At 50.0% G+C, this 15,412-nt stretch carries 14 protein-coding genes; 4 read left to right on the top strand and 10 right to left on the bottom strand.

Annotated elements, in window-relative coordinates:
• Nucleotides 1-204: 204 nt before the first annotated feature.
• From HUU10_15405 to HUU10_15385, 5 genes are all read right to left on the bottom strand, one after another.
• Nucleotides 205-1,743, bottom strand: coding sequence for an insulinase family protein (locus tag HUU10_15405; GenBank protein NUQ82990.1), 1,539 nt, complete (start codon nucleotides 1,741-1,743; stop codon nucleotides 205-207).
• Nucleotides 1,740-3,095 carry an insulinase family protein gene (locus HUU10_15400; GenBank protein NUQ82989.1) on the bottom strand — a complete coding sequence of 452 codons (1,356 nt, stop codon included), beginning with the start codon at nucleotides 3,093-3,095 and terminating at the stop codon, nucleotides 1,740-1,742. The genes HUU10_15405 and HUU10_15400 overlap by 4 nt, the downstream gene beginning before the upstream one ends.
• An 86-nt stretch (nucleotides 3,096-3,181) precedes the next feature.
• Complete coding sequence (locus HUU10_15395) at nucleotides 3,182-6,250, bottom strand: efflux RND transporter permease subunit (protein NUQ82988.1); 3,069 nt, start codon at nucleotides 6,248-6,250, stop codon at nucleotides 3,182-3,184.
• Nucleotides 6,247-7,290, bottom strand: coding sequence for an efflux RND transporter periplasmic adaptor subunit (locus HUU10_15390; protein ID NUQ82987.1), 1,044 nt, complete (start codon nucleotides 7,288-7,290; stop codon nucleotides 6,247-6,249). Before HUU10_15390 ends, HUU10_15395 begins: the two co-directional genes overlap by 4 nt.
• Before the next feature lie 232 nt (nucleotides 7,291-7,522).
• Nucleotides 7,523-8,497 carry a hypothetical protein gene (locus HUU10_15385; protein NUQ82986.1) on the bottom strand — a complete coding sequence of 325 codons (975 nt, stop codon included), beginning with the start codon at nucleotides 8,495-8,497 and terminating at the stop codon, nucleotides 7,523-7,525.
• 182 nt (nucleotides 8,498-8,679) lie between these two features.
• Between HUU10_15385 and HUU10_15380 the strand changes: the two genes are divergently transcribed.
• Together HUU10_15380 and HUU10_15375 are read left to right on the top strand one after the other, a co-directional pair.
• On the top strand, nucleotides 8,680-8,979 hold the full coding sequence (locus tag HUU10_15380; protein NUQ82985.1) for a hypothetical protein: 300 nt from the start codon (nucleotides 8,680-8,682) through the stop codon (nucleotides 8,977-8,979).
• Nucleotides 8,980-9,565: 586 nt separating this feature from the next.
• Entirely contained in the window at nucleotides 9,566-9,829 is a 264-nt protein-coding gene (locus HUU10_15375) for a DUF1905 domain-containing protein (GenBank protein NUQ82984.1), read from the top strand.
• 153 nt (nucleotides 9,830-9,982) lie between these two features.
• On the opposite strand, the gene HUU10_15370 is transcribed toward HUU10_15375, so the two are convergent.
• The 5 genes from HUU10_15370 to HUU10_15350 form a co-directional block, all read right to left on the bottom strand.
• Nucleotides 9,983-10,939: a YafY family transcriptional regulator gene (locus HUU10_15370; GenBank protein ID NUQ82983.1), complete on the bottom strand. Its 957-nt coding sequence runs from the start codon at nucleotides 10,937-10,939 to the stop codon at nucleotides 9,983-9,985.
• Nucleotides 10,940-11,119: 180 nt separating this feature from the next.
• On the bottom strand, nucleotides 11,120-11,569 hold the full coding sequence (locus HUU10_15365; GenBank protein NUQ82982.1) for a periplasmic heavy metal sensor: 450 nt from the start codon (nucleotides 11,567-11,569) through the stop codon (nucleotides 11,120-11,122).
• Nucleotides 11,566-11,997 (bottom strand): hypothetical protein, encoded by a 432-nt coding sequence (locus HUU10_15360; GenBank protein NUQ82981.1) that lies wholly within the window; start codon nucleotides 11,995-11,997, stop codon nucleotides 11,566-11,568. Before HUU10_15360 ends, HUU10_15365 begins: the two co-directional genes overlap by 4 nt.
• 35 nt (nucleotides 11,998-12,032) lie before the next feature.
• The gene (locus HUU10_15355) at nucleotides 12,033-12,611 is read right to left on the bottom strand and encodes a sigma-70 family RNA polymerase sigma factor (protein NUQ82980.1); all 579 of its coding nucleotides are present in this window, start codon (nucleotides 12,609-12,611) and stop codon (nucleotides 12,033-12,035) included.
• A 39-nt stretch (nucleotides 12,612-12,650) separates the two neighbouring features.
• The gene (locus HUU10_15350; protein NUQ82979.1) at nucleotides 12,651-12,848 is read right to left on the bottom strand and encodes a hypothetical protein; all 198 of its coding nucleotides are present in this window, start codon (nucleotides 12,846-12,848) and stop codon (nucleotides 12,651-12,653) included.
• A 247-nt stretch (nucleotides 12,849-13,095) separates the two neighbouring features.
• Between HUU10_15350 and HUU10_15345 the strand changes: the two genes are divergently transcribed.
• Nucleotides 13,096-14,169, top strand: a complete 1,074-nt coding sequence (locus tag HUU10_15345) for a site-specific integrase (GenBank protein ID NUQ82978.1) — start codon at nucleotides 13,096-13,098, stop codon at nucleotides 14,167-14,169.
• A gap of 257 nt (nucleotides 14,170-14,426) precedes the next feature.
• On the top strand, nucleotides 14,427-15,182 hold the full coding sequence (locus tag HUU10_15340) for an aminoglycoside 6-adenylyltransferase (GenBank protein ID NUQ82977.1): 756 nt from the start codon (nucleotides 14,427-14,429) through the stop codon (nucleotides 15,180-15,182).
• Nucleotides 15,183-15,412 lie beyond the last annotated feature (230 nt).

Below are 15,412 nucleotides of genomic sequence, written 5' to 3'. Positions count from 1 at the left end.
CTGAATTCTGAATTCTTTTGATTTTAGAGTCTCATCAGAAATGAAAGAAATGGACCCTCTCCCCTTCCCTCTCCGGCGGAGAGGGAGTTATTCATGTTTGAGTATTCCGTCTTCTGAATTCTGTATTCTGAATTCTGAATTCCGGTCCCTGAGCGGAGCCGAAGGGCTGAATTCTGTCTCCTGTCTCCTGTCTTCTTTCCTCAGCTATTTCTTAAATGTATCAGCCGATGGAACAATGCTCACCGACTTTACATTCAGCGGAAATACTGCCACCTGTTTGTCTTCTTCAAAAACTGAAGCAGGTAACTTCTCTGCCACTGCTTTTTTATAAATCATCGGTGACGGCTGATTAGATTTCAGCGCAGCTGCCAGCGGACCTGCTTCTTTGTCATTGGTGACAATGGTGACAAAGAGGTTTTGAGTTTGCCAATGTTTTTTAATGGCTGCATTGACCTGCTCCAACGTGACCGATGCAAGCAATTGATCCAGTTCTTGAATCCAGTCCACGCGACCGTAGAATTGTGAGTCGAGCAGATATCCAATACGGTCCTCGGGTGTCTGCGTGTACAATTTCGTGTATCCACGCAGAAACTCAACAGTTGCTTTAAAATCGGCTTCGGTCATTCCGTTTTTCACCAGCAGATCCAGTTCACGCAGGGCCATCCGGATGGCGAAATGTGCATGTCCCACTTTCACGTTCCCCATTTCGGCCGGATTGTTTGTCCGCAGATTATCGGCGGTGGCCACAGGACGAATCCAGATGGAAAAATAATTCGACTGACGTGGCACACCCGACGGAGGCAGCATGTACTGACCGCCCGATTCGTACCACTCAATGTAGGAATAATCCCCATAATTCATGGACCGGGTTTCACGGATTTTCTGATACAACCGGCTGTAAGACTTCCGGTGTTCACCTAACCAGGAATTAGCCACCATCAGGGCAGCAAATTCATCGCTCGACCGGGTAATCGAAAGCGGAGTTCCCATAAAAATGGCAGATCCGAAGGCATCGGGTTTGGTGATGATTTCCACCTGGATGCCATCGGGCGTTCTGGCTTTACCGGGCTCCGGCAGAACCGGTTTTCCATCAGGCAATCCGGCCAGATCCGATTCGAGTTGTTTCAGGAAGGATTCCGAATAACTCCCGGTCACACCAACAATCAGATTGTTACGGGTGAAAACGGCCTGATAGTGCGCCTTCACATCCTCCGGAGTAATGGACTGAACGCCGGGAACGGTTCCCATCACCATGTGCTGATAGTTGGTTCCGCGGAAGAGAAAATCCTCCAGCGCCAGTTTGCTGTAATCCTCGTCGGAGGACGCACGGACATCTTTTTCCACATAAGTCAGGTGAGACTTTTTAATCCGGTCAAAATCGGCCTGATCAAACCGTGGTTTCAGCATCAGGTCACGGATGAGTGCCTGAAATTCCGCGCTGAAATCTTTGTGGAATTCGAAGGTGAACACCGACACTTCTTTATCGGTGGATGACCAGTAACGGGCAGCCATCGGATAAATCTGATCCTGAATGTCACTGTAGGTTTGGGATTCGGTTCCGCCCCCGCTGACGAGTGCAGCAGTCAGAGCGGTTAATCCTTCCTTTCCGGCCGGATCGGCAATGGATCCGTTACGGAATTGCAATTTCACCACAATTTTAGTTGAAGCTCCTGGTTTCACCACAAACTGGGGTTGTGCCATGAGCAGGGCCGGAGCCATCAGTAATGCAAGAATCAGTCTCATTTCACACCTCCTTGTTCGGCAGCTGAAATGGTGGCAATGGTGAGTCCGGTTTCGACAAACCAGGTGGAAGCCACCGATTTAATATCTTCAATGGATGTTTTTTCATATTGCTGATACAGACGATTCACCGCTTCGGGATCTCCTGTAAGGCTGATGTAATGGCAAAGCGAGTTTGCAATGGCATCCGGATTATCAATTCCCATGGCGTAAGAATATTTCAGGTATGATTTTGTTTTTTTTAGTTTTTCCGGATCGAGACCTTCGGTTTTTATTTTTTCGAGTGTGGCCGTTATCTGATCGCGTACATACTGCATATCCTCGGGTTTAAACACACTGGCCATGATTCCGAACAAGCCGGGATCGCGGCTATCCATGGCCCCTGCCTGAATCCATTGAACTTTCTGCTCTTCCAGCACCAGTTTCCGGTACAGATCAGACGTTGGTCCGAATGCATAGGAGCTGATGATATCGTACGATGGGAAATCGACCTTTTTTTCGTCAAAAGCAGCCACTTTGTAATTCATGGAAAGAACCGGCAGAATGGATCCGTTTTTCACATGCACATACCGGGTTCCGGTTTGGGGTGGTTCAACGGGAATGGTATCGGTATGCGTTCCGCGTTTCCATGTTCCGAAATATTTCTCGGCAAGTGCATTCACATTATCGGGGGTTACATCACCCACCACAACAATCGTGGTGTACTCGGGCCGGTAATAGCGGTCAAAAAAGGTTTTTGAATAGGCGAACTGATTCGGCATGTCCTCGATGTCTTTGTAAAAACCCATGGTGGTGTGTTTGTACGTGTGCACATCGTAAGCCGCATTCTGAGTGGCTTCGTATAACTGGCTGTAAGGAGAGGCGTAATTTTTCGTATACTCCCCTTTCACTGCGCCAGCTTCGACTTTAAAATCACCTTCTGAATAATTCAGGTTCATGAACCGGTCGCTTTCCAGTTCGAACATGGTTTCAAGTCTGGCAGCATTTCCGGTCATGTGGTACACGGTACGGTCCATGCTGGTGTTGGCGTTGGCCGAGGCACCGGTCGATTTAAGCACTTCGTTGTACTTGTCATTGGGATACTTATCGGTCCCTCTGAACATCATGTGTTCGAAGAAGTGTGCAAAACCGGTCACACCGGGTTCCACTTCGTTACGGCTTCCGGTGCGGACCACCAGATAAAATGCAGCCAGTCCCGGACTGTCGAAAGGCACGGTCACGACTTTCAGTCCGTTGGCCAGTTCATGCTGGTGGATGGTATATGGCAGGATGTTCTCCTGGTGGCTGCCCGGTTTGCAACCAGCGAGCAGCAGGCTGCCGGCTAACACACCGGCGGCCAGGGTGAAGGTTTTCATGCAGGTCCTTTCAGAGTTGGTAAAACGTTTCTGTTACGCCCATCCGGGCGGATGGGTTTCACTTAACCCCCGATCATTAGCATCAATTAATTCCCGTGACCGGGAATGATCGGTCGGTTGCGGCCAAAAATGGCCACCAGCGACGGAATGATGAACAGGGTTAAGACGAGTGAAAACAGCAATCCGCCAATGATGACAATCCCCATGGAAACCCGCGATTCGGCCCCTGCCCCCAGTGCCATTGCAATGGGCAGGGCACCCAGGACCGTGGCCAGCGACGTCATCAGAATCGGCCGGAACCGTTGCGTGGCTGCTTCAACGGCCGCCTGAGATCTGGAAAGACCGGCTTCCATTTTCTGATTGGCAAACTCAACAATCAGAATTCCGTTTTTCGTCACGATTCCGATGAGCATGATCATTCCGATCTGACTGAAAATGTTCAGCGTCTGGCCGGTGACCCAGAGGGAGAGAACCGCACCGGTAATAGCAAGCGGCACGGTCATCATGATAAGAAGCGGATCGCTGAAACTTTCGAACTGAGCCGAGAGAATCAGATAAATCAGGATCAGGGCCAGCAGAAAGGCGATCCAGAGTGTATTCGAACTTTCCATGAACTCACGTGAAATGCCGCTCAGAGTGGTGGTAAAGGAATCGTTCAGAAGGGAATCGGCAATGGACTGCATGGTTTCAATCCCCTCGCTGAGCGAATAGCCCGGATTCAGACCCGCGGAAACCGTGGCCGAACTAAGCCGGTTAAACCGGTATAACTGGGGCGGATTGCTGCGGTAGTCCACAGTAACCAGATTTTCGAGCGGAACCAGACTTCCCTGCCGGTTCCGGATGGAAACGGTGGAAAGATCCATTGGATCATCACGGAACGGACGGTCCGCCAGACCAATCACGGGATATTGCTTTCCGTTCAGAATGAAAAATCCGTACCGCTGACCACTGAACAACAGCTGAATGGCTTCGGCAATGTCACGCACCGTCACACCCATGGCACGTGCCCGGTCCCGGTCAATGGAAATCACCAGTTCCGGTTTGTTAAACTTCAGGTTCAGATCGACCACCTGAAAAACCGGACTGGCTGTGGCGGCCGACATCATTTTAGGCAATACGGGCCTCAGGTCACCCAATTCGGGGGCCTGAATGACGAACTGAACCGGCAGATTGGTACCCCGTCCGCCGCCGATGGTCTGTTCCTGAGAGGCAAAGACCCTGACCGACGACACCTTCCTGAGGGCCATGCCCAGTTCATCCGCAATTTCCTGCTGGGTCCGGTCCCGCTCGTCCGCTTCGGTCAGACCAATCCGCATAAATCCGGAATTCACTGCAGCAGCCGATCCGAATCCGGGAGCCGTAATGGCGATGTACACGTTTACCTCGGGGATGGTATCCACAATGCCGATCAGTTGATTCATGACCGCATCCATCCGTTCAAAACTGGTTCCTTCCGGACCAATGGCCTGAACGGTCATCCGTCCACGGTCCTCGAGGGGCGCCAGTTCGGCAGGCAACACCGGCCAGATAACCACCACCAGTGCCACCGATACGGCCAGAATCAGTCCCGTTGCCCATCGGTTTCCGATAAAGCGGCTCAGAGAATTCCGGTAACCGGCAGCCAGCCTGTTAAACTGATCTTCGGACCAGTTAAACAGTCGTCCCTGAGTCTGATAGTGATGCAGCAGCCGGCCACTCATCATGGGCGTGAGGGTCAGTGACACCACGGCTGAAATAATCACCGATCCGGCCATGACCAGACCAAATTCGCGGAAGAGACTGCCAGTCAGTCCCTGCAGAAATATCACCGGGAGAAAAACGGCTGCCAGCGTGATGGTGGTCGACACAATGGCAAAGAAAATTTCGCTCGTTCCTGCAATGGCCGCCTCGGGTGGTTTCATCCCCCGTTCAATTTTGGTGTAAATATTTTCCATCACCACAATGGCATCATCCACCACCAGTCCGGTGGCGAGAACAATGGAAAGCAGGGTGAGAATGTTGATGGAAAATCCGGCCACATACATGATAAAAAAGGAACCGATCAGCGAAATGGGAATCGCCACCACGGGGATCAGCGTTGTCCGCCAGTGACGGAGGAAGAGGAAAATAATCAGCACCACCAGACCGAAGGCAATCAGGATGGTTTCAGCCACTTCCACAATTCCTTTTCTGATGGACTGTGTGGTATCGAACATCACACTGGTTCTGACATCGGCCGGCAAATCGCGGCTGATCAGCTCAATGGTCTGTTTTACCTTATCCACAATGGCAATGTGGTTCGATCCCGGCTGAGGGGTAATGGCCACTCCCACCATGGGAATGCCACCGGTTCCGCGCATCAGGGTCCGCTCGTTTTCGGGTGCCAGAACCGACCGGCCCACGTCGCGGATTTTCACCGGAATTCCGTTGATCTCGCGGATGATCAGATTATTGAATTCTTCCTCGGTTGTCAGCCGGCCGAACGTACGGATGGATAGTTCAGAGGAATATCCTTCGATTCGTCCCGATGGCAATTCGATGTTTTCCCGGTTCAGCGCTTCGCGGATGTCGCCCGGTGCCAGTCCGTACCCTGCCAGTTTAACCGGATCGAGGTACAATTTCATGGAATACCGTTTTTCTCCCCAGATTCTGACCTCGCTGACGCCTTCAATGGTCTGTAACCGCTCCTTAAACCGCAGGTTGGCCAGGTCGGAAAGATCAATCAGTGAACGCGTGGTGCTCTGAACCGACAAGGCGAAAATCGGACTGGCATCGGCATCAGATTTGACCACCACCGGCGGATTCACATCGGGAGGAAGTGAGCCAATGGCTCTCGATACGCGATCACGCACATCGTTGGCGGCCGCTTCCATGTCGCGACCGATTTCGAACTCGACGGTGATGTTACTGGCCCCATCGCGGCTGGTGGAATTCAGTGTGCGGATTCCCTCGATTCCGTTAATGGATTCCTCGAGTGGTTCGGTGATCTGCGATTCAATCACATCGGCATTAGCACCTGGATAGGAGGTCGACACCGTCACCACCGGCGGATCGACATTGGGGTATTCCCGAACGCTGAGGAAAAAATACCCAATGATTCCGAACAGCAAAATCAGCAGGGAAACCACGGTGGTCAGCACCGGGCGGCGGATGAACAGGACAGACAGATTACTCATAAGCGACTCACCGGCGGCTGATCACGGACTTTTACCGGCACACCGGGTCGCAGTTGCAGCAACGCCGACGTCAGAATGGTGTCACCGGGAGCCAATCCGCCCAACACCTGAACATGGGTTTCAGTGCGGATTCCCGTGCGGATCAGCCGTTTATCGGCCAGCCCGTTTTTCATGACGAAAATCATGTCACCCTGCAGATCAGGAACCAGCGTAAAAGAAGGGACCATCAGAGCAGATGGCAGGTCACTTAAAACCACCCGGACCCGGGTCAGGCTGCCCGGAAAAGCAGACTTTGGTTTCTCTTCGATCCGTGCCCGGACAAGCAGGGTACGCGTTTGCTCCTGAATGCGGGTTTCCGAAGCCAGAATGACCGCACGTCCTGTATCGGGCAAACCGGAAACGGTAAAGCTGACGGTTCTCCCCGGTATAATGGCAGACGCATATTTACCGGGAACCGAAAAATCCATTTTCAGTCCGCCGGAAGAGGCCAAGGTACCCAGGGTGGTATTCGCATTCACCACCGCCCCGGGCGATACCTGCCGCAAACCGGCAATGCCATTGAACGGTGCACGGATTTCCGTTTTAGACAGCTGAGCGCGGGTGAATTCCACATCGGCCTTCACCGACTGGTAACTGGTCAGGGTCCGGTCGTACTCTTCCTGTGAAATCTGATTTTTGGCAAACAATTGCCGGTTGCGGTTTTCCACATCAGCCGCCAGTTTTTCCTGAACCTGCAATTTGGAAAGGGTGGCCTGTAAATCGGCATCATACAATTTGAACAGCAGATCGCCTTTTTTTACTGAAGCGCCTTCCCGGAATGGGATTTCGACTACCCGTCCCGACACTTCACTCCGTAATTCCACCGATTCTTCAGCCATCAGCGAGCCAGTCACCCAGATCTGATCGGTCACCGGACCCGGAATCACGACCTGTCCATCCGCCTGAACCACCGACCCCAGCATCGGACGCTGAGGTCCGGACTGCTGATCATCCCCGCAGGCAACCAGAAACAGTAATAACGGAAGCAGTAATCGGATCATTTTCAATACCCTTTTCTCAACATCATTGGACTTCAGGATAACCATTGAGTTCACATCAATCCCTTGGTTTTGAATCAGACCAGATATCATCGAGTGGTCTGAAACGAACCTTAAAGTTACCAACCGAATGCCTGACTTCATGGTTTTTTCTGATTAAATGTCCTTATGATTGGTCAAAAACAAAAAAGCCCTGCCACCCGGAAGCAGCAGGGCCTTGTATGGGCAGATGAAATTACCGGGTAACCCGTACTCCATCCGCAGTATGCATGAGAGCCTTGATGGTACCTGTGGTAGCCGTCAGATCGGTGATGATCCGCTGATTCACACTGATGACAAAGCCGGTGCCTTTCAGGGCTGCAAGTGCTGCGGTCACATCGGCAGCCGGAATGGTGAATGTACCTGCACTGGTGGCCACCACGGCGCGGTAAACCGGCCTCGGTCCCATTCCCGGTCCCTGCGGACCTTTGCCTCCCGGTCCCTTACCACCCGGACCTTTGCCATCCTTGCCTTTACCGCCGGGTCCTTTTCCACCGGGGCCTTTACCACCCTGTCCGTTTGGACCCATTCCTGGCTGAGGCGGAAGGTCTGCGATGATGATATGCACACTGTCTGCCGTTCCGCCCGACCAGTTTATGGTCAGATCCTGGCCGACGGGAATAACAGCTCCATCTGCCAGATTGGTAAGATCGGCCGACGCAGAGGTTTCAACTGTAAAGGATTGAGCTGCAAATCCATCGGTTCCTGAAGTAGATACCACAACCGGATTTCCGGCCACATAAGTGAGTCCGCCGGTTGGAGGAGCACCCCTTTCGGGTTTACTCATCGATTCGTACACCACGCCGCCTTCACGAACGGCCACTTTGTACAAGGTTTGCGAGGTACCGGCATGGTCAACGGTCACCGTCCCGATATCCAGTCCGCCGGTTTTAAACGGAGGTGTGGTGGGGGCTGCACCATTAAATACAATAAGCCTGACCGTCAGCACCGGGGTGGTTTCTCCCGGACGGGGACCGGTATGGATATCGATAAGTCCGACCGCATCACCCAGATCAATGGCGGTAGCCACGGACGATTCCAGCGATTCATTCAGAGAGGCCAGAGAAGAGGTGGTTTCCTCAGACGCATTATCAGAAACCGGATCGGCGCACCCGGTAGCCAGACTGCCGGCGACGAGAAGGCCCAGCAGGTAATTCAAATTCGTTTTCATGGTTGATTCCTTTTGTTTGTTTCATGCGGACTGAACCAGCCGCTATCACATCGGACAGACGGGCGGGAAAAAACTTGCAGGGTACCGGAAATCTACCCCTAAATTCTTCATAAACCTGCTGACAACCTGTTGTCACAACCGGTCCGGACCTTTGTCATATCAACAATCAACAGGAGAAACCCATGAAAACTACCGAAATCGCCGTTTATAAAATAAAACCGGAAATCATCAGTCGATACGACGCCATCCGGAAAGACGCACTGACTCATTTGAAGACCCATTACACCGGATTGGAACAGGTTACCATGCTCGCTTCCGAAAAGGATCCGGCTCTGTTCGCTGATATCCTCATCTGGAAATCATCAGCGGACTTTAATCATGCTGCAGGATCAGTCATGAATGACCCTGCTTTGGGAGCTTTCATGGAGTGCATGGCCGACTCGGTGGTCTTTGAACATTTCCACGTCACCGGGGAGCTGTAATTTCTCTTTGATTTGGACGCAAAGGGGCTAAGTTTAATACGTTTCAACGCAGAGACAGCAAAGATTTCGCAAAGGTCGCAGGATTTCTTGTATTTAAAACCAGAAACACCTTGCGTTCTCCTTGTCTTTACCCTTGGCGTCCTTCGCGTTGAAAGGCATTTAAACGCAAAGACTGCAAAGAATTCGCAAAGGACGCAGAGGTTTTTGTATTTAAAATCAGAATATCTTTGCGTTCTCTTGCATTTAACCTTTGCGCCTTTGCGTTGAAGGGGATTTAAACGCCAGGTCGCAAAGAATTCGCAAAGGACGCAGAGGTTTTTGTATTTAAAATCAGAAACACCTTGCGTTCTCCTTGTCTTTACCCTCGGCGTCTTCGCGTTGAAATGTATTTAAACACCAAGACAGCAAAGATTTCGCAAATAACGTAGTGGGTGTCATCCCGATGAAAATCGGGATCTACAGGTTTTCTTCAGATGCCGGTTTTCACCGGCATGACACTGTATATATGTATTTCATAATAGCGTCCTTCGCGTTGAACGCATGAAATGTTGCGCCTTTGCGACTTCGTGCACATATTGAATTCACGATGAAATCATTTACATTTCAATCCACCGTTTTCCGTATTGAGGCCAAGGGTGGCTGGACATTTGTAACGCTTCCTGAAGGCTTCATCAATCCGGATCCCGGGCCCTGGGGGCGCACACCGGTTACTGCCACCTTAAACGGAAAAACCTGGGAAACCAGCATCTGGACTGAGAAATCAGGACGAACATTACTACCGCTGTCAAAGGCCATTCGTGGCAATCTGCAGGATGGGGATCGGGTGTTGGTTCAGATTACCTTCCGGTGAATTCTGAATTTGTACGCAAAGACGCTAAGTCGCAAAGAATGCAGTGCTTCTTGTATTGAAATAAAAAAATCGTTGTGGCCTTTCTTTTTTTTCCCTTTGTGCCCGTTGTGGTTAACGCATTTCGCATGGCGCCTTTTTGCCCTGTAAAACCAACTACCGATAGTGATCTGTCAACCGGATCAGTTCTTCCCGCACCAATTCCTTTGCGCTTTCCGGGCCGAGAATTCGTACACGATTACCAAATTGCAGGATCCATCTGGCCATCCAATCCAATTGCTGTGAAGTATAGGTAATCGTCACCAACCCATCCGATTCCTCCCAGTCAGAAATTCCCATCCAGAATTGATTTCTAATTACAGTGGCTGTTTGTATATCTGTCCGGAAGGTGAACGTGGCTGTACCTGATGGCTCCGATTGCGAATCGAGGAAGGAGTGAAGATGAAAAGCGGGATCTTTTCGGAATGTTTCTTCGGTAATGGACAAGGAACGGATTCGATCCAGCCGAAAATCACGGAAATCCCGGCGAAGCCGGCACCAGGCAATCAGATGCCACCGGTTTGAAAAGTAAAACAATCCATATGGTTCGATTTGACGATGGGTGACAGTTTTTCCGCCACCTGACTGATAATCAATCGCCAGGATCAGTTGGGATAAAATGGCCTGTTGTATCGCATCCATCCTTGGTTGCTGAATGGTTGAAACGGAACCAAGTGGTTCATAAACCAACACAGACTGATGCAGCCGGTTCACCGATTCCTTTAGGTGATGAGGTAAGATGCTCAGAATCTTGTGGCGTGCGGTATCGAGGCTTGCTTTCTGAGAGTCATCGGTCAGTCCTTCAGACAAGCGGATCGCCGTCATCAAGGCAACCGATTCGGAAGGGGAGAACATCACCGGTGGCAACTGGTATCCCTGAACCAGACGATAACCATCCCCGGCTTCGGCTGCAAGCGGTACACCGGCTGCTTCCAATGACCGCAAATCACGATATATGGTCCGGATGGAGACACCAAAACGACTTGCAAGATCCGCCGCCCGAACAACAGGTCCCGATTGAAGAACCAGCAGAATACCAATCAGTCGGTCAAACCGGTTCAGGTCATTCTTCAATTATCACCACTGAGTAATTTAATTTCCTCTCACCGCAAAGGCACAAAGGTTAAATGCTTTTCAACGCAAAGATATTCTGATTTTAAATACAATAACCTCTGCGTCCTTTGCGAATCCTTTGCGACTTGGCGTTTAAATGTAATAATCTTAGCGTCTTGGCGCCTTTGCGTACATATTCCTTTACCTTGGCGGTCCGCCGGGCCCGCCTGACCGGAAGACCAGAATCTGTACCAACCGCTCCAATTCCTCCTCGGGCAAGGTTTTCCGTAAGGACAGCACTTTCTCCAGTCCGGAGGTGGCCAGCTTTTCACGTTGCTGAAGGATATCCGTCAGGAGTGTTTGAAGATGGGTCGTATCCGGATTTTCATCCAGCATGGCACTCATCAATTCCCGTTCGGTGTCACGTAGCCGGTTCAGATCGGGTTCGATGGTATCGCGGTACGATTCCAGAATGGTTCGTAACCGTTCCCTGTCCTCACGTCCCAGACCCAAGGGCGGGCGGCCCGGACCTCCGAAGGGGCGCTCGGGCCCCGGCTGTTCGCGAAGCAGATGCCATCCAACCGTTCCCAGAACCGCCACATTCATCACCGTGAGGAAAATGGCCAACATAACCCACAGACGCGTGTTCATTCCGTTCCTCCTTTCAGCGATTCCAGATAACTGTTCAGATCGGTTCCTTCATCGGTGAGCGAGGAGGAAACCGACCGCTGTGTGCCCGGCGTGGACGGCATTTTTTCCACCATCCAGTTGCCGATGACGATACCGGCCAGAACGGCCGCCGCGGCCAGCGCCCCATCGCGGATGAGCAGCCGCAGAACTCCCGGTTTACTGACCGATTGACGTTTTCCCGCGAGAATCCGGTCGGGGACTTCGGGATCGGGTTCCAGTTCCGGAACGTCTTCCTTCGCCGCCTTTTTCATCCAGAGCTGGTAGGTATATAAGTGATTGGAACAGGCCGGACACGCAGGAAGATGCTGGTTCCAGTGTTCCTGTTCGGCCGGTGGCAGTTTTTCCTCTGCAAACGCCGGCATATCGGTTGGTTTCAGGTGCGTTTTCATATCCGATCTCATGGTAACAAGTGAAATAGTGACTCCTACAATTTTCCAAACCAGGGTTTCAGTTTGGCAGCAAGTTGTTTTTTCGCCCGGAAGATCCGGGTTTCGATGGTTGATACCGGCACGCCGAGTGTCACGGCAATGGTCTGATAGTCCATGTCCTCATACCGGTTCAGCACCAGCGGAATCCGGTAGTCGGGTTTCAGTTCAGCAATTTTCTTCAGGAGGATGGCCTCGCGTTCCTTCCCTTCCAACTGATGATCGGGGCGCGAAAATCCCACCGGTTTCCAGTCGGCCGACTCATCGGCAGGTTCTGACTGCTCCTCGTGTGACTCGGTAAAAAAATTAAGCCAGTTCACCTGACGTTCCCGTTTCAGATGGTTCTGAATATGGTTCAGGGCTATCCGGTAAATCCAGGTATAAACGGCCGATTCATCCCGGAAACCCTCCATGCTTTCGAACACCTTCAGGAAGACATCCTGCGTCAGATCGCGCGCCACGGCATCGGATCCCGTCATGCGGTAAGCCAGATTCAGGATCGGACGGGCGTACTCGCGATACATCTCCCGGAACCGTCGTTCCCTGTCATCCATCTGTCGTTCAGTCTGCGTGCCCATACACACCCTCAGACAACCGACCTGCGAAAAACTTGCAACTCATGCCGGACCCATGCCTTCATCCACCCGAAAAGAAGGAAAGGTACCGAAACCCACCCGGAATCGGAAGTCAGAACCCGACCGGGTGTTTGCAGCTTTTTTAGCCAAATCGTACTTTTCTGTCTGATTCCCGGGAAGCACATCATGGAACCCATTCTGATCGACGTCATCCGGCAGCAGACCGGCCTGTCTTTTCACGTTCATTTACCCTACGATCCCGATTTGGTCACGCAGATCAGGGAGATACCCGGCAGGAGATGGCTGCCAGACCTGAGGGTGTGGGAGATACACTTCTGCCGGATTACCGGAATGCCATTTTTGCAACCAGAGAAACCGGGAAGGACTATCCTGGTTGTTGAAAAAATGAAAGCCATAATGAAATTGAAGGTTGTGAAACTGTCTGTTACACGGTAAATGGAGGTTTGTTTTGGCGGATGAAGATAACATTCAGGCGGATTTATTAACGCCTTCAGGAACAGCATGGAAGGCCAACACGGTGATTCATCGGGGCGAAAACCGCATTGCCATTCATTTCAGGGGAAATCCTGTTTTAAATAAGCGGATAAAGGCTCTGGATGGATGCCGTTGGAGTCAGACAATGGAGTGCTGGCATGTGCCGGACACTGCCGAAAACAGGTTACGGTTCCGGATTGAAACGGCGCCCGACTCAACCACCCGAACAGAAATGGGCGACGGCATAACCGTTTTCAGAGAGTGGCTGATGTCCCGTCGGTACAGTGAGAATACGATCAAATCCTACACCGAAGCCATCCGGGTTTTTCTCACCTTTTTACATCCGAAACCAGCCACCGAACTGGGGAATGACGACCTGATACGATTTAATATTGAGTATATACGCAGGAAACATCTGTCCTCTTCCTACCAGAATCAACTGGTAAATGCAGTGAAATTGTACTTTCTGACGGTCAGAAACCAACACCTGTCCATTGAAGCCATTCATCGACCGAAACGCGAAAAAAAACTGCCAAACGTCCTCAGCCAGGAAGAAATTAAACGCATTCTCGGGTCGATCCGAAACCTTAAACACAAAACCATGTTATCTCTGATATACAGCTGCGGCTTCAGGCGGAGTGAATTATTGAATCTCAAACCCGTTGATATCGATTCGAAACGGGGGGTGATTATGATCAGGCAGGCCAAGGGCAAAAAGGACCGGTTGGTTCCCTTGTCTGAACGGATACTTCTCCTGTTGCGGGAGTACTATACCAGTTACCGGCCAGTTATCTGGTTGTTTGAAGGTCAGACAAAGGGGGAACAATATGACCCGAGGAGCCTGGCGGCCGTTCTGAAAAACGCTGTTACCGAAGCCGGGATCAAAAAGCCTGTTTCCCTGCATTGGTTGCGGCATAGTTTCGCCACCCACTTACTGGAAGGCGGTACTGATTTACGGGTGATTCAGGAACTTTTGGGCCACAATAGCAGCAAAACAACGGAGATCTACACGCACGTGAGCACAAAAACCATTCAAAGGGTGAGGAGTCCGTTTGACGATTTGTGACAAAGTCTTATCTTAATCAGGTAAGCCCCCAAAACATTCCCATATCTACCCAAAACAGATGGATAGAGGAATGTTTTAGAGAGCTATAAACGAGTTAGCGGTAATTTTACGAAAACGACATAAATACTAAAAAACAATCCGATGAAGCTATAAGTAACTGTTTAAAAATAAAAACAGAAATAAATCATTACTCTCAAAAGTTATGATGATTTGTATTTATCAACAATTTAAAATTTACAACAATGACACAGTTACAAATGATTAACAAAACCAAATCAATAACTCAACAAGACGAAAATGTTTCCGCAGTTTTTATGTACGGTTCATTTACTAAAAATGAAGGCGACAAATATTCTGACATCGAATTTTACATCTTTCTAAAAACCAAAGAAAACTTTTCGGCTGAAGAATGGGTAAACCAAGTTTATCCTGTCGCTTTATATTTCATTAATGAATACGGAAGTGAAGTCGCTATTTTTGAGAATATGATTAGAGGCGAATTTCATTTTTTAAAAACAGACGAAATAAAAATCATTAAATCGTGGGAAGGAATTGTTGCGTTCAGTGATTTTGACCAAATGAATTTAATTGACAAAGACGGACTTTTAACGGAAACGCTAAATCAAATCAAAGTAAAATTCCCTGATAGAACCACAGACGAAAATATTTTGTGGCTAAGCCAATCATTACTGAATGTTTTGCTGACAACGAACAATTTAATCAAAAGAGAAGAATTTGCCCACGCCCACCAAAGCTTGACGACTGTTCAAAAATACTTACTTTGGCTCATCAGAACAGTAACAAATAAAACTCAACATTGGGAAAGCCCGACGAAAAGTTTGGAAAAAGATATTGACCAAGATTGGTATTCAGAATTTATACTTACAACATCTGATTTAAACCCTAAAAACATAAATACAGCCTTTCAAAATTCATTGAAAATATCTGAAAAGCTGTTTGACAAACTAAATGTTGGACTAAAACTCAAAGAAATATTAAAAAGAATTGAATAAAAAACTACCGCTAACATCGCATATAGCCAATGGCGGGGGAAGTGGGTATTTGAAGCTTTGTAGCCCGCATCAGCTTCTGTGCTGGCGGACAGGTATGCAGCCCGCAAACCGCCACTGGCCATATGCGTAACCGTTAGATGGTATGCTCATTTAAGAAGAAACCCAGGTGCACATCCCCCGGGTCTCCGGAGTAAAGGAAATAGGGGAATTGAGGAATGGTTAGGAGCAGC

The organism is Bacteroidota bacterium (genome assembly GCA_013360915.1).
Taxonomy (GTDB): Bacteria; Bacteroidota; JABWAT01; order JABWAT01; family JABWAT01; genus JABWAT01.
Note: the sequence above shows the minus strand (reverse complement) of the source record. Positions and strands in the feature narration are given on the sequence as shown.

Bases quoted from the DNA above. Each gene is read 5' to 3' on its own strand.
- HUU10_15405 (NUQ82990.1), bottom strand. From the start codon at position 1,743: ATGAGACTGATTCTTGCATTACTGATGGCTCCGGCCCTGCTCATGGCA.
- HUU10_15400 (NUQ82989.1), bottom strand. From the start codon at position 3,095: ATGAAAACCTTCACCCTGGCCGCCGGTGTGTTAGCCGGCAGCCTGCTG.
- HUU10_15395 (NUQ82988.1), bottom strand. From the start codon at position 6,250: ATGAGTAATCTGTCTGTCCTGTTCATCCGCCGCCCGGTGCTGACCACC.
- HUU10_15390 (NUQ82987.1), bottom strand. From the start codon at position 7,290: ATGATCCGATTACTGCTTCCGTTATTACTGTTTCTGGTTGCCTGCGGG.
- HUU10_15385 (NUQ82986.1), bottom strand. From the start codon at position 8,497: ATGAAAACGAATTTGAATTACCTGCTGGGCCTTCTCGTCGCCGGCAGT.
- HUU10_15380 (NUQ82985.1), top strand. From the start codon at position 8,680: ATGAAAACTACCGAAATCGCCGTTTATAAAATAAAACCGGAAATCATC.
- HUU10_15375 (NUQ82984.1), top strand. From the start codon at position 9,566: ATGAAATCATTTACATTTCAATCCACCGTTTTCCGTATTGAGGCCAAG.
- HUU10_15365 (NUQ82982.1), bottom strand. From the start codon at position 11,569: ATGAACACGCGTCTGTGGGTTATGTTGGCCATTTTCCTCACGGTGATG.
- HUU10_15360 (NUQ82981.1), bottom strand. From the start codon at position 11,997: ATGAAAACGCACCTGAAACCAACCGATATGCCGGCGTTTGCAGAGGAA.
- HUU10_15355 (NUQ82980.1), bottom strand. From the start codon at position 12,611: ATGGGCACGCAGACTGAACGACAGATGGATGACAGGGAACGACGGTTC.
- HUU10_15340 (NUQ82977.1), top strand. From the start codon at position 14,427: ATGATTAACAAAACCAAATCAATAACTCAACAAGACGAAAATGTTTCC.